Origin of the sequence: Nostoc sp. PCC 7524 (genome assembly GCF_000316645.1) — a bacterium.
Taxonomy (GTDB): Bacteria; Cyanobacteriota; Cyanobacteriia; order Cyanobacteriales; family Nostocaceae; genus Trichormus.
The window spans coordinates 1,941,017-1,954,739 of sequence record NC_019684.1 but is presented as its reverse complement, the minus strand read 5'-3'; the positions used below and the strand labels follow the sequence as shown (position 1 = coordinate 1,954,739).

13 protein-coding genes are annotated in these 13,723 nt (G+C 41.2%); 4 read left to right on the top strand and 9 right to left on the bottom strand.

The features are described from left to right. Positions 1 to 83: 83 nt before the first annotated feature. The 3 genes from NOS7524_RS07740 to NOS7524_RS07730 all read left to right on the top strand — a co-directional run bounded on the left by NOS7524_RS07740 (position 84) and on the right by NOS7524_RS07730 (position 1,963). Positions 84 to 623 (top strand): hypothetical protein, encoded by a 540-nt coding sequence (locus NOS7524_RS07740; RefSeq protein WP_015137929.1) that lies wholly within the window; start codon positions 84 to 86, stop codon positions 621 to 623. 175 nt (positions 624 to 798) lie between these two features. After that, entirely contained in the window at positions 799 to 972 is a 174-nt protein-coding gene (gene rpmF, locus NOS7524_RS07735) for a 50S ribosomal protein L32 (protein ID WP_011320324.1), read from the top strand. Positions 973 to 1,369: 397 nt separating this feature from the next. Next, positions 1,370 to 1,963, top strand: a complete 594-nt coding sequence (locus tag NOS7524_RS07730; protein WP_015137928.1) for a sulfite oxidase-like oxidoreductase — start codon at positions 1,370 to 1,372, stop codon at positions 1,961 to 1,963. A gap of 128 nt (positions 1,964 to 2,091) precedes the next feature. On the opposite strand, the gene NOS7524_RS07725 is transcribed toward NOS7524_RS07730, so the two are convergent. The 8 genes from NOS7524_RS07725 to NOS7524_RS07690 form a co-directional block, all read right to left on the bottom strand. Next, positions 2,092 to 3,474 carry an aldehyde dehydrogenase gene (locus NOS7524_RS07725; RefSeq protein ID WP_015137927.1) on the bottom strand — a complete coding sequence of 461 codons (1,383 nt, stop codon included), beginning with the start codon at positions 3,472 to 3,474 and terminating at the stop codon, positions 2,092 to 2,094. 124 nt (positions 3,475 to 3,598) lie between these two features. Then, a complete protein-coding gene (locus NOS7524_RS07720; protein WP_015137926.1) occupies positions 3,599 to 4,729 on the bottom strand; it encodes a hybrid sensor histidine kinase/response regulator in 1,131 nt (376 codons plus the stop codon). Positions 4,730 to 5,137: 408 nt separating this feature from the next. Continuing rightward, entirely contained in the window at positions 5,138 to 6,844 is a 1,707-nt protein-coding gene (ureC, locus tag NOS7524_RS07715) for an urease subunit alpha (protein WP_015137925.1), read from the bottom strand. After that, positions 6,841 to 7,863, bottom strand: a complete 1,023-nt coding sequence (locus NOS7524_RS07710; protein WP_015137924.1) for an endonuclease NucS domain-containing protein — start codon at positions 7,861 to 7,863, stop codon at positions 6,841 to 6,843. The genes ureC and NOS7524_RS07710 overlap by 4 nt, the downstream gene beginning before the upstream one ends. 44 nt (positions 7,864 to 7,907) lie before the next feature. After that, complete coding sequence (locus NOS7524_RS07705; RefSeq protein WP_015137923.1) at positions 7,908 to 8,216, bottom strand: urease subunit beta; 309 nt, start codon at positions 8,214 to 8,216, stop codon at positions 7,908 to 7,910. Between the two features lie 10 nt (positions 8,217 to 8,226). After that, entirely contained in the window at positions 8,227 to 8,529 is a 303-nt protein-coding gene (ureA, locus tag NOS7524_RS07700) for an urease subunit gamma (protein WP_015137922.1), read from the bottom strand. A 24-nt stretch (positions 8,530 to 8,553) separates the two neighbouring features. Then, positions 8,554 to 9,393, bottom strand: coding sequence for an urease accessory protein UreD (locus NOS7524_RS07695; protein ID WP_015137921.1), 840 nt, complete (start codon positions 9,391 to 9,393; stop codon positions 8,554 to 8,556). A gap of 35 nt (positions 9,394 to 9,428) precedes the next feature. Next, the gene (locus NOS7524_RS07690) at positions 9,429 to 10,046 is read right to left on the bottom strand and encodes a hypothetical protein (RefSeq protein ID WP_015137920.1); all 618 of its coding nucleotides are present in this window, start codon (positions 10,044 to 10,046) and stop codon (positions 9,429 to 9,431) included. 320 nt (positions 10,047 to 10,366) lie between these two features. Between NOS7524_RS07690 and NOS7524_RS07685 the strand changes: the two genes are divergently transcribed. Continuing rightward, positions 10,367 to 11,086 (top strand): rhomboid family intramembrane serine protease, encoded by a 720-nt coding sequence (locus NOS7524_RS07685; protein WP_015137919.1) that lies wholly within the window; start codon positions 10,367 to 10,369, stop codon positions 11,084 to 11,086. Here the strand turns inward: NOS7524_RS07685 and NOS7524_RS07680 are convergent, their stop codons facing one another. Next, a complete protein-coding gene (locus tag NOS7524_RS07680) occupies positions 11,087 to 13,429 on the bottom strand; it encodes a CHASE2 domain-containing serine/threonine-protein kinase (RefSeq protein ID WP_015137918.1) in 2,343 nt (780 codons plus the stop codon). Positions 13,430 to 13,723: the final 294 nt, after the last annotated feature.

Sequence of the window (13,723 nt, the reverse complement as noted above, 5' to 3'; positions counted from 1 at the left end):
TATGTAACTTTTATTTCATAAATGCCAAGTAAAAAGACTGAGACTATTCACAATACATAACCTCACCAGGGAGCTAAAAAATCATGACTAAAAATGGTCTTCACCACCTATCATCGATCATTCCCTTTCCAGTTATTAGCCAATTTGACAAAAAAATCCGGACATTTCCGTTAATATTTTTGCTCTTGTCTCCTGTGGCAGTATGGACGGTGACAGAAGCAATTTCACCGCAGATTGTGCAAGCTTATACAGCCAGAGCTGACTTGACTATTGACCGATTACCAGACGAAGGCTATGAAGCCATACTACGCAGAGCAGAAATGACAGCTAGGGCAGCAGCGCAACGCAGCTTTGACCAAGATATTTTAGTAACAGATATTTCAGTAATTGTATCCGTACAAAGCTATGGTGCGATCGCCCCAATTTTGACTTTAAATGTCAGTCGTCAGCAATGGCGCACCCGTCCCGATCCCCGCAGATGGGCAACTTATTTTAAAAGTGCGCGATCGCTACTCATGTTTGAGCAAGAACAAAAAACCCCCAATCCCGCAGCAGCCGTGACAATCCCCACAGCATCACCACAACCCAAACCTGCTGAACCGCCAGCAGCTATTGATAAGTAGTAGGGAGGAGGGAGTAGGGGAGCAGGGGGGCAGGGGAAGCAGGGGAAGCAGAGGAGCAGAGGAGAACAACTTTTACCCAGTCCCCAATCCCCAATCCCTTTAACTTTTTACTTTTGACTTCGCCATCTGATCGCTTAGAATAGGAAGGTTGTCAAGAATTGCGATATCGGCTATCATGGCTGTTCCTAAGAAGAAAACCTCTAAATCTAAACGAGATAAACGTCGAGCTACCTGGAGACACAAAGCTGCTGTTGAAGCTCAAAAAGCTCTGTCCTTGGGCAAATCAATTTTGACTGGACGTTCTACATTTGTCTATCCAACTGCTGAAGAAGAGGACGAAGAAGAATAATTATTCCCCAGAGGGGATAAGCATAAGTAGCATCGAAGTCTTGAGCGGCGAAAACCACGGCATTATGTGGTTAGCCGCAATACCATTAACAAACTTCTCGCTAATATGTCATCACTTATTCCAACCTTTCTCAAGGCATTATTAAACATAGATAGATTCATCAAAGCGAATCTGGGCGCTAAAAAATTGGTAATGAGTAATTGGCAAAACCGTTTACTCGTTACCTTTTACCCATGACTGATGATCAAATAATCATATAAACAGTAAAGTATCTGTAGCTGTTAGTTTTTTGATATTCAACAAAATTAATATTTGATTAATCTCTGGGTGGAGTGTGGACGCTCAGAGTTGGTAACTCAGTAATTAAACTGTTGACAAGGTGGATTTTTCTGGGAATATGCTAGGAAAGTTTTTTCAAAAACCAGATCAGGAAAATAGTTCACGCGTCCCTCCAGGACAACATTTGGCGAAGGGATTTCCCGTTTTAACCTACGGCGCAGCGCCCCAAGTGAGTGTAGAGGAATGGGAATTTCGGGTATGGGGTTTAGCAAAACCTGCTGTGTTTACTTGGTCTGACTTTATGTCACTACCTCAACACGAATTTACAGCAGACTTTCACTGTGTTACCCGTTGGTCTAAACTCGATGTCAAATGGACTGGGATTAAAGTGACAGACTTTATGAGTCTGATTGAGGTAGATCCCTCAGCAGTTCATGTAATGGAACATTGCTATGGCGGCTATACGACTAATATTTCAGTGGCAGACTTTGTTAGGGAAGAAAACTTTTTTGCTTTTAAATTATTTGGTGAAGATCTGCCTACAGAACACGGTGGCCCGATGCGGCTAGTTGTACCCCATCTCTATGCTTGGAAAAGTGCCAAGTGGATTAATGGTTTGGAGTTTCTGGAACGTGAAGATTTGGGTTTTTGGGAACGTAACGGCTACCATCGTCGTGGTGAACCTTGGGCTGAGGAAAGATATAGTTGGTGATTAGTAGAGACGTAGCAGTGCTGTGTCTCTACTAATAGGTTTTTTTTAAACGCCCAGTAGCGCAGAGGTTTACGCAGAGGAACGCGGAGGTTTAGCTATTTGGTGGATGTTTCCTGAGCTTCTGGTCTTTACTTTATAATTCGCTTGAGTAAAGATAACTTGTTTTTGTAAGGGGCGTAACGCCAATCTAAATCTAGCCAGAAGGAGTTTTTTAGGACACTTTTGTAATGTGAAAAGGTGTCAAAACTAGCTTTACCGTGATAGCTACCCATACCACTATCACCTACACCACCAAAGGGTAAGGAGGAAACACCAACTTGCATGATTGTATCGTTGAGACATACGCCACCTGATGAAGTTTCTTGTAAGATACGTTGTTGCAAGTTTTTGTTTTGTGAGAATAGGTATAAAGCTAAAGGTTTTGGTTGAGAATTAATTAGGGCGATCGCTTCTGTAATATCTGTGTATTCCATCACAGGTAAAATCGGCCCAAAAATTTCCTCCTGCATGACTGGATCTGTTAAGGAGACATGATCAATTATTGTGGGCGCAATATAACGTTCTTCGGGGTTAATATCTCCACCAATAATAATTTCGCCATTGTGGAGTAATCGAGACAGACGGGTAAAATGTTTTTGATTGATAATTCTGGCAAAATCAGGACTGTTTGCTGGGTTCTCACCATAAAATTCTGTGATGGTTTTTTGCAGAGCAGCAATTAAGTCTGGTTTAATTTTTTGATTAACTAAAAGATAGTCAGGTGCGATGCAAGTTTGTCCAGCATTAATGAACTTTCCCCAAACAATTCTTCTGGCTGTATGTTCGAGGTTAATATCAGTATCTACAATACAGGGACTCTTACCACCTAGTTCTAAGGTAACGGGTGTCAGATGTTTTGCAGCTGCTTCCATAATCACTTTACCGATGGCTGTACCACCAGTAAAAAAGATATGATCAAACTTTTCTTGTAGTAGTTGTTGGCTGGTTTCTATACCACCTTCGACTATGGCAATATATTCAGGAGGAAAATATTTACTAATTAGATCCGCTAACAAATTAGAAGTATGAGGTGCAAGTTCTGAAGGTTTGATAATCGCACAATTGCCAGCAGCGATCGCGCCTACTAATGGTGAGAGTATTAATTGAAATGGATAGTTCCAAGGGCCAATCAACAAAATAATTCCTAGTGGTTCTGGATGAATTCGCGCTGAGTAAGAGAAAAAATCTGCGGGAACTTGTGCTTTCTTGGGCTTAGTCCAAGTTTTAATATGTTTAATAGCATAATTAATTTCTTTGATTACGCCAATTTCTGTAGCATAAGCTTCAAATTCAGGCTTATGTAAATCTTTGTAGATTGCTTGAAGTATTGCTGATTCATTATCAAGAACTAATTGCTTGAGAATTTTTAACTGTTCTAGACGAAAAGCAACTTCTTTGGTTTGACCAGTCTGAAAAAAATTGCGCTGTTTTAGGATGAGAGCCTGAATTTTAGTCACTTCAACAGTAATCATATTTATCGTTACAAGGAATTTATAAGCCTGAAATCAATTATAAAATTAAGATTTATAATTCACTATCAACTATTAGGTAGATATTGCCTAATGTAGAGAAATCATAATTTAATTTAATCATTTATTATTTGACAGGTAAGCTGACAATAAATACACTACCTTTACCTACTTCTGAATTGACTTGAATATTGCCTTGATGGGCTTCGACAATGCGACGTGATAGGTAAAGCCCCAAACCACTACCAGAAATTTTATGACTACCTTGACGAAATCTTTCAAATAAAGTTGCTTGTTCTTCTGGCGCAATACCTGGGCCTGTATCTGCTATTTCCACAGTCATGTATTCGCTAACTGTAGTAGGGAAAACATATTTAGAATTGTCACTATGACTACTCAAAATTACATTTTTGCAGCTAATACTAATTGAGCCTGATTCAGTAAATTTGATCGCATTACCTATAAGATTAGTGAACAGACGATGTAATTCTAAGCGATCGCCTGTCACAGTGCTGGGGTTTGATGATTCCCCGCAATCTAGACAAATTGCTAGGCTTTTTGCTTGGGCTAGGGGTGACAGTTCTCCTACTACCTCTTGTAGTAATTGGTTTAGATTCACAACTTGAAACGCTAAAGTTTTACGACCTGCTTCAAAGCGATAAACTTCTAATAAAGTATTCACCATAGATAGCAAGTTGATATTGCTGCGTGCCATGATCGCGATAACTTCCTGCATTTGGGGTGATAACTCTCCCAAAGCACCTTGTTGGAATAGTGCCAGCATCCGATCAGCAGCTACCAGGGGAGTACGTAAATCATGGGTGAGGCGAGAGACAAAATCTTCACGCTGACGAGCTATTTCATCCCGTTCATCCATACTGTACTTTAAACGTAACAGCGATCGCACCCGTGCCAGTAATTCATCCACCGTTACAGGTTTGCGGATAAAATCATCAGCACCCAAGTCTAATCCATGAGCTACATTGGGTGCATCGTGGGCAGTAATTAGTAGTATGGGGATATATTGCTGTAGTTTCATATCTCCACGAATCCGCCGAGTCACTTCATAACCATCCATTTCTGGCATCATCAGATCCAACAAAACCAAGTCACAGGGAGATGCTTGCAGTTGTTCTAAAGCTGAGAAACCATTCTCTGCGGTGTAAATCGTGTAACCTTCTTCTTCCAAAATGGTTTTAATCAAGAACACATTATCTGGAGAGTCATCAACCACGAGAATTTTGCCAGAGTGAGACATTTGTAAACTCATGTGATACAGAGGTATATAGTAATAGGGATTGTATATGCAACTGGTTAAGAGAGCGATGACCTACGCGACGCAAAAATTTTGTAGGGTCGTTTGAGTGCAACAGTAGCGACCCTAGAGTAGGATATACCCCTATACACAATCTGGCAATTGACTTTTTAATGGATCTTGAGATGTCAAGCGATATTATCTAAATATTTGTAAAATTTTGCTGGGACGGAATAGCGATCGCTCATCCTCCAGATATGAGATTATCTAATACTTGCTGAAATTCCGTAGTAGACGGAATAGCGATCGCACTTTTAAGCAGTCTTTTCAACAAGGATGGTTCATTAATTCCATTGATGATGTAGCCGACTTTCTGGGTTTATCATAATCGGTTGTCGGCTCGGTCATGGGCTAAAACAAAAAGTATCTTTGCGCCATTGGTAGAACTGTGGCGGGTTCACAAGTCAACAATTCCCCATTGGCTTTGACTTTATAGGTTTCGGGATCTACTTCTATATGAGGTAAAGCATCATTGAGTTTCATATCCTGTTTAGTTAGTTGACGTGTCCCAAATACTGCAACGGCTGATTTTTTTAAACCCAATTGGCTAGGAATTTCTCTTTCTAAAGCTGCTTGAGAAACAAAGGTTAAAGATGTGGCGTGTTTTGCACCTGCAAAACTGCCAAACATCGGGCGCATATGCACAGGTTGGGGTGTGGGAATGCTGGCGTTAGCGTCACCCATCTGTGACCATGCAATCATCCCACCTTTAATCACTATCTCTGGTTTCACACCAAAAAATGCTGGTCGCCACAAGCATAAATCTGCAAGTTTGCCTTCCTCTACAGAACCGACATACTGAGCAATACCATGAGTAATTGCTGGATTAATTGTGTATTTGGCAACATACCTTTTAGCCCGCAGATTATCTGATTTCCCATCACCCGCAAGGCTTCCCCGTTGCACCTTCATTTTATGGGCTGTTTGCCAAGTGCGAATTATTACTTCTCCCACCCTTCCCATTGCCTGAGAATCCGAAGCAATCATGCTAAATGCGCCTAAGTCATGGAGAATATCTTCGGCGGCGATGGTTTCGCGACGAATACGGGATTCAGCAAAGGCGACATCTTCGGGGATGCTGGGGTCGAGGTGATGACATACCATCAACATATCTAGGTGTTCGTCTAGGGTGTTGAGGGTGTAAGGACGGGTGGGGTTGGTGGATGATGGGAGGACGTTAGTTTCACCGCAGACTTTGATGATGTCTGGTGCGTGTCCACCGCCTGCGCCTTCGGTGTGGTAGGTGTGGATGACACGATTTTTAAAGGCGGCGATAGTATCTTCGACAAATCCAGCTTCGTTGAGGGTGTCGGTGTGAATCGCTACTTGCACATCATACTCATCAGCAACACTCAAACAAGTATCAATAGTGGCGGGGGTTGTTCCCCAGTCTTCATGAAGCTTTAACCCCATTGCACCGGCTAAAACTTGTTCGACTAAACCTTGGGGTTGGCTGGCGTTTCCTTTACCCAAAAAGCCTAAATTCATGGGGAAAGCATCAGCCGCTTGCAGCATCCGGTACATATTCCAGGGTCCAGGGGTGCAGGTGGTAGCATTTGTACCTGTGGCTGGCCCTGTACCGCCGCCAATCATGCTAGTGATACCGGAGGCGATCGCAACTTCAATCTGTTGCGGACAAATAAAATGAATATGGCTATCAATACCACCAGCCGTGAGAATCATTCCTTCACCGGCTAAGGCTTCCGTACCGGGTCCAATAATAATATCTATATTGTCTTGAATATATGGATTACCTGCTTTCCCAATTTTAAAGATTTTGCCGTCTTTAATGCCGATGTCTGCTTTGACTATTCCCCACCAGTCGAGAATCAAAGCATTGGTAATAACTAAATCTACTGCACCATCAGCCTTAGAAATGGGAGATTGTCCCATCCCATCGCGGATGACTTTACCACCGCCAAATTTCACTTCGTCGCCGTAGGTGGTGAAGTCTTGTTCTACTTGGATAAATAATTCTGTGTCGGCTAGACGGATGCGATCGCCGACTGTGGGTCCGTAGGTTTCTGCGTAGGCGCGGCGACTCATTCTATAACTCATATTGTATTACTCCTATATTCATTTAATTTTTTGAGGAAGTAATTAGCCAATTCCTCACTTTTAAAAAATCCTTGCACAACTAAGCCAGACCACTCTTCTTGCAAAATCGGCTCAATATTTGGTAAAAATTGAGTTATTATTTCTTCAGGTTGGTTTAAATATTCTGACAACCTAGTGAGATAAATTTTAAATTTTAGACCTAATTCTTGATTACTTTCAATAGGTATTAAATTAAATATTGCCTTTTTATTTTTGTTTACTCCTGTAAAAGTGATACAACTCCTTGTAGTTTTTGTCCAAAATGGATAATCAATCAGTCCTTGATAAATTAATTTATAGATATTACCAACACCATTATTTTCTGCTATTTTCTCCAATTCTTCATATGTTATGTTTGCCTTTCGCAATGATTGGCTAATCTTATTTTCTTTAAATTTATTGGGGTCAACTAAAAATTTTCTAGCTAATAACTCATGCTCATTATTATTAAAGTAATGAAACTTAGCGACATTGATAGGAACTTGATATGTTTCTGATAAATAATTAATAATTCTTTCAGTGCTAGAATCTATCTCTGAGGCAACTATAAAAATTTTGTGTTCACTATTTATAGCTTCTGGCAATTCTCTCTGAAATTTTAACTGAAACGTCTCTTCTAATGTCTCTTGCTTACCAATATAATTAAAATAATTAACAGCAATACTAATTACCTGTTCAGTAGATAAATTTTTCACCCATGAGGCATAGTCTAAGGCTTGAGCAGTTACTTCCCTAGAGGTTTTATCCCGTTTTAGCTCTACAATGACAACATTGCCTCCAGCATCTAAACAAAGTAGATCAATGATGCCGTTATAATCTGTAATTACCTGCCTACCAATTACTAATAAGTCTGGTGAAAGAATAGAAATATCTCTTTCTAACCACTTTTCTATACGCTCTTCCAAATTCAATTTAGTTTTGTTAATTTCCGTAAGTTTATCTTCAGCAGATACTTGCCATATTTTGAGGTCTTCTTGCATATCACTGCTTCACTTTCTCTACAACAACACATACCAGAACTGTATCAACCGAGCTTTCCGTTAATTTTGGCATTGAAACCGTAGACTTGGCGAGAACCGACGAAAGGGACAAGAGTTACCTCCTTCTCGTCCCCAGGTTCAAAGCGCACTGCTGTTCCGGCAGGAATATCTAACCGCATTCCCAACGCTTGTTCTCTATCAAAATTCAGCGCATTATTCACCTCATAAAAATGAAAATGTGAACCAACTTGAATCGGGCGATCGCCTGTATTTGCTACTCTGATTTTCACAGTTGGACGACCAGCATTTAATTCAATTTCACCTGCTGCTGTAATTATTTCCCCTGGAATCATAATTTTCAATTTAACGAATTGGATTATGTACTGTGACTAATTTTGTACCATCAGGAAATGTTGCTTCTACCTGAACTTCATGCACCATTTCCGGTACACCTTCCATCACATCATCTTTTGTTAATAAAGTTGTGCCATAACTCATTAATTCTGCTACTGTATTTCCATCTCGCGCACCTTCTAAAATAGCAGCAGAAATATAAGCTACTGCTTCGGGATAATTTAGTTTCAAGCCTCTATTTTTACGCCTTTCTGCTAATAGGGCGGCTGTAAATATCAATAATTTATCTTTTTCTTGTGGCGTAAGTTGCATTCTGTTTTCCTCCTTTGTGGTTGCTTAAACTTGCCACACTCTGGGTATGCAGCCACGACGCTTGAAATAATCAACTCGTAGCATTTGCCACACGGACGTAAACCAGTGTCTCACCTCAGAGGTGGAAGCACCACGATATCGACACAAAAATCCATTTTCTAGACGGGTAACACCGATGAGGGCGTGGGGAGTAAATATGGAACGTGCTTTTTCAATGGTTTCTTTGGAAACTGGACTACCTAAGTAAATAAAGTTACCAGCTATGGGTTGTCCTGATAAGCCGTGGGGACTATGGAAAACTTCTTCGCTACCGGGTAAGTATTGGCGATCAATCCATAGGGGAACGCCTTCTTGCCAAATTTCGGTGTGCGATCGCCATTCTCCTTGGTAAAATTTTTCTCCTCTAGCACTACGTCCAAATCGAGTGATTTCCCAGCCTATGAAATTCGCACCGGTTGCTAATTCTACCCGTAAATCTTGGCGATAAATCGCACCGTTAAATAAAATTGTTTCTTGCGGTAGCCATTCTAAACAAGCACCCGCATCGATTTGTATGTCTATAGTTTGTCTTGCTTGTAAGCCATTACTCCGATATATCTTCCCGGCTGCGGCGGTAGTAATTACAGCTTGGGTATGGGGTTGGAGGTGGATCTTAGTAGATAAGCGATCGCCTCCCACAACTCCCCCTGCGGTATGTAAAATAACGCTATGACAGACTCTTTCCCCTTCTGGGTAAAACGGACGTTGGATTTTTAGCGGTGCTTGCTGGTGATTGTAAATTAATTCGGTTGCACCCAGGCGATCAGCATAGACTAAATTTAGTTTGCCATGCCAGCCTTCTACTACCTGTAGATTGGAAGTCATTGATCAAAATAAACAGTAAATTAGTGATTAAATTACTACCATCCTCGCAATTTTTTATGTACTTGCGCTAAGTACCACATATAGTCTTCAATTTTATAATTCTCAGCCGCCTTGACTATATAATCTTTTGCTAACTCAATGTGATTCTGGGCTTCGTAATATAATCCCAGGTAAAGATGAGCGTAAAAACTGCTGCGATCGCCTCCTAATTTACCCACATTTAAAACATCATCTGGTGTACAGTTTCCGGCATACAAATCATAAACACACCGCATAATCTCTCGCGGATCATTTTTTACGTTTAATAGAGAGTTTCGCGCTGCTTGAACACCCACCAACCGAGCCATACAAAGATAACGCCAGACTGTTTCTTCCACATCCTGAGAGTTGACTGTTAAATCTATTTCAAATTGTTGAGCGCCTTCAGCAAATCTTTCTGCATAATAGTAAGATAAACCTCGTTGCCAAAGATATGGTTTAAGACGCTGTTCTAATTGTTCTGCTTTGTCAAAATCTTGAATAGATTCATCAATTTTAGCTAGCTGAAATTTCACCATGCCTCGCCTAATGTAAGCATTAGCATTTTGGGGTTGCTGATTGATGATTTTGTTCCAATGCTGGAGTTGATTTTCAAGAGAATTGTTAAACCACATAAGCAATTTAAAATTAAAATTTATTAAATATAAGCACAGGGAAATTCTAGCTGATGATGCCGATGCTGAGTAAAAGTTTCCTGCTAGCAGAGGCAGCAAATCAAGGCTTTAGCTACTTTTCTGGTGTTGTCAGGGTAGATGATGCCTGGGGTGGTATCTGGTGTGAGTTGCTGTACCATAGCACTGTCTCCAATTTTGGGAGGTGACGCTCATCCTTTTAGTTTAAAACGCAGATAATAATATCTATCCACGAGGTAGAAGAAACTACCAACAAAGTTCAGTACAGTAAGGCTGGTGTCTTCACAATCAGGTCAATACTCGTGGTTCCTATTCGAGATAATAATCCCACAACCATTACACCTTATGTAACTTTTGGACTGATTGCGGTAAATGTGTTGGCGTTTCTTTATGAAGCTAGTCTGCCGCCGCAAGCGTTAAACGGATTTTTACACCTAGCGGCTGTAGTCCCCCATGAACTCAGCTTAAGTTTTGCGGGTGTTTCTGTAAATCAACCTGTACCAGAGTGGGCAACATTAATCAGTTCACAATTCTTGCATGGGGGTTTGTTGCACCTAGCTGGCAATATGTTGTTCCTGTGGATTTTTGGGAACAATGTCGAAGAAAAATTAGGTCATGCCAAGTATTTACTGTTTTATCTATCCTGTGGCGTTTTAGCATCCTTGGCTCAATGGTTCTTCGCTCAAGATTCTAACATTCCTTCCTTGGGTGCTAGTGGTGCGATCGCCGGGGTAATGGGTGCATATATTCTTCGCTTCCCCCAAGCTGAAATTCTCGGTGTTCTACCTTTAGGACTTTTCTTCCCAACTTTCCGCGTTCCCGCATATTTCTTTTTAGGTTTTTGGTTTCTCCAGCAATCTTTCTACGGACTTGCCAGCTTAGAAGCACGTACTAATATTGGCATGGAAAGTGGGGGTATTGCTTATTGGGCCCATGCGGGTGGTTTCATATTCGGCGCAATTCTTGCACCCCTGTTAGGTTTATTTAGCGATAAACCCAAGGAAGAATCTTGGTTTGGTTAATTAAAAGTTTTTTGGCCAGGGTGCGGTGGGTAAGTCAGAATCATCTAAAGATTCTGATGTTTTCATTGATGGATCAGTTTGTGGTAGTGAGTTTCCCTCGGTGGAATTGTCTAGATTATCAATTGCTGCCAAAGCTGCTAACGCAGACTGATATCGCTGTTTGTAATCATCCCGCACCATTTTACTGAGAATCTGGGCGAAAGCTTCACTCACAAAGGCTTTTTCTATCCATTTCAACTCTGCCTGAGAGTCTCTAGGAATCTCATGGGGTGCCATACCAGTTAAAGCTTTAATCCCAATCATCCCTACTGCATAGATGTCACTGCTGTATTGAGGACGGCCAAAACATTGTTCGCTAGGTGCATAACCTTTAGTACCAATGCCAATAGTAAAAGGAATTTGTTCTTGATTTTCTAATTGCGGTGCAGAAATTTCTTTGACTGCACCAAAGTCAATCAATACCAATTTATGATCTGAGTGTCGTCGGATGATGTTGCTGGGTTTAATATCCCGATGAATCACACTATTTTCATGAACAAATACTAATATTTGTAGTAATTGCTTGACAATTTTAATTACTGTTGTCTCTGATATGCCTTTACCTGATGGTAATTCCCGGCTGAGAGGATGACCAATAATATATTCTTGTACTAAATAAAATTCTGCTTCTTGTTCAAAATAAGCTAATAACTGGGGAATTTGCGGGTGTGTTCCCAATTTTTCTAGGGTTTGCGCCTCGGATGCAAATAAACGTCGAGCCAATTCTAATCCCTTGGCTTGAGTATTGGCTGGTTTGAGTTGCTTGACGACACATCGGGGATTACCAGGGCGCTGCATATCTTCAGCGATGTATGTTTCGCTAAATCCACCAGAACCGAGAACCTTAGCAATTTTGTAGCGTCCACCCAGGATTTTCCCGGCTACTGCTACATCTCGTTGTTGCAGTAATTCTTGTAGGTCTTGTTGTTGGCTGATAATCTCTTGGACAACGGGGGAAGTTTTATATTTCTGAAAAATATCTACTAATTGGCGAGTTCTGATTTTTTCTCTCGCTACTTCCGTGCCTAGGTAGGATGCGCCAGTAAATGCGATCGCGAGGATTGGTACACTTGTCGGCAACACTAATTTTCCATAAATAAAGCTGATATAACTAATTCCGCCCCAAACACTAGCAACTGTAATACTCCAGAGAAACCTTTTCAGTCCGCTTTTACTTTTGCTAATTATTAATGATGTGCCGCCCACTAATCCCAATACAAATAAGCCCCGCAGAAATGGACTGTTAATTGCTGGTGCGATCGCTTTTCCTGTCATCACCGTAGCGATGGCGTTAGCATGAATTTCTACACCTGACATTTGTTCAGGATACAACCAGTTTCTACCTACTGGCACTCGATGATAATCATTGCCTAACTGGGCTGTAGCCCCAACTATGACAATTTTGTCGCGAAATACCTTACCCTGCTGCAAATAAGTATTCCAGTTTTCGGGGTCAAGTACATACCATAAAGGTATCGGCTCAAATGTCCCAGCCGGTCCCCAAAAATAGATGCGATCGCCTTGGGGTTGGGGATATTTGACTTGTGCTGCACCCAACACAGCTTGATCAAAGGAAGGTGCTTTATCTGTGAAGACACCAGCTGCGGCTAACAGCTTAGAAAATTCACTGGCTAATCGATGGACTTTACCATCTACTTCTAAAGGAAAATTAACAGTCCCAATCGCCACTGGATGTTCTCGAAATTTTTCATAGGGCAATCGCAATTGCGTAAATGCACCTTGGTGAGACTCAAAAGTTTCATATTGTGCTGCTAGGATGACTTTGCTACCGTATTTTTGTAAAGCGGCTTGCAACTGGCGATCGTCCTCTGCGCCGTAACTACCAGGGGTATCAAACACCACATCCAAAGCCACAGCCCGCGCCCCAGCCTGCATCAGTTTAGCAATTACCTGAGCATAGGCAGCCCGTTTAAAGGGAAATGCTCTCAGTGGTTCCAGGTAGGCATACTTTTGCGGATCTGTTTTATAGTATTGTTCGGGTACTGATATGGACTGATCATCAATTGCTAAAATTACGATATCTTCTGGAGGCACAAGTGGCCCCCGCAGATAGAAAAATGTAGACAGTGCTTGATTTTCTAGCCATTGAGTTACAGCCACCCCAGAGCTTGTTAGTAGTGCTGCTGCAATTGCTGAGGCGATCGCCAGTAACTTACCTAAGCCTACCATGCGCTGTGACTGGCGGACTGATGCCGTCAGTGTTGCGTTTGTTTGTTTACTTGACGCTATATTGGCAGTAGAGACATATTTTTTCTTTGAGGTTGATGGAGGTTCTTCTGCCATATCGTGTTAATAATTAGTTTACGCACAATTGTTTGATTTATTCAGTTCCATTTATACTACAACCATATTGAAATCAGACTTAAATGAACAGCTTATACATTCGTAATATAAATTTTATTATTCATCAAACTTGGCTGAGTAAATATCCACTGAGGCAGCGTTTACCCGAAACACTGTCTAACCTTCTCTCTGAGTAAGATGCAAGTAGTGATTGCCCGATGAGACTTAGGTCGGAATACCCCGACTCTAGGTTTGGTTGTGGCTAGATTATACTCTATGCAATCCACAGATTAT

What these genes read in the sequence shown, in the direction of transcription:
- NOS7524_RS07730 (WP_015137928.1), top strand. Translation starts at nt 1,370, where the DNA reads ATGCTAGGAAAGTTTTTTCAAAAACCAGATCAGGAAAATAGTTCACGC.
- NOS7524_RS07725 (WP_015137927.1), bottom strand. Translation starts at nt 3,474, where the DNA reads ATGATTACTGTTGAAGTGACTAAAATTCAGGCTCTCATCCTAAAACAG.
- NOS7524_RS07720 (WP_015137926.1), bottom strand. Translation starts at nt 4,729, where the DNA reads ATGTCTCACTCTGGCAAAATTCTCGTGGTTGATGACTCTCCAGATAAT.
- NOS7524_RS07705 (WP_015137923.1), bottom strand. Translation starts at nt 8,216, where the DNA reads ATGATTCCAGGGGAAATAATTACAGCAGCAGGTGAAATTGAATTAAAT.
- NOS7524_RS07710 (WP_015137924.1), bottom strand. Translation starts at nt 7,863, where the DNA reads ATGCAAGAAGACCTCAAAATATGGCAAGTATCTGCTGAAGATAAACTT.
- NOS7524_RS07740 (WP_015137929.1), top strand. Translation starts at nt 84, where the DNA reads ATGACTAAAAATGGTCTTCACCACCTATCATCGATCATTCCCTTTCCA.
- ureA (WP_015137922.1), bottom strand. Translation starts at nt 8,529, where the DNA reads ATGCAACTTACGCCACAAGAAAAAGATAAATTATTGATATTTACAGCC.
- ureC (WP_015137925.1), bottom strand. Translation starts at nt 6,844, where the DNA reads ATGAGTTATAGAATGAGTCGCCGCGCCTACGCAGAAACCTACGGACCC.
- NOS7524_RS07690 (WP_015137920.1), bottom strand. Translation starts at nt 10,046, where the DNA reads ATGTGGTTTAACAATTCTCTTGAAAATCAACTCCAGCATTGGAACAAA.
- NOS7524_RS07695 (WP_015137921.1), bottom strand. Translation starts at nt 9,393, where the DNA reads ATGACTTCCAATCTACAGGTAGTAGAAGGCTGGCATGGCAAACTAAAT.
- NOS7524_RS07680 (WP_015137918.1), bottom strand. Translation starts at nt 13,429, where the DNA reads ATGGCAGAAGAACCTCCATCAACCTCAAAGAAAAAATATGTCTCTACT.
- rpmF (WP_011320324.1), top strand. Translation starts at nt 799, where the DNA reads ATGGCTGTTCCTAAGAAGAAAACCTCTAAATCTAAACGAGATAAACGT.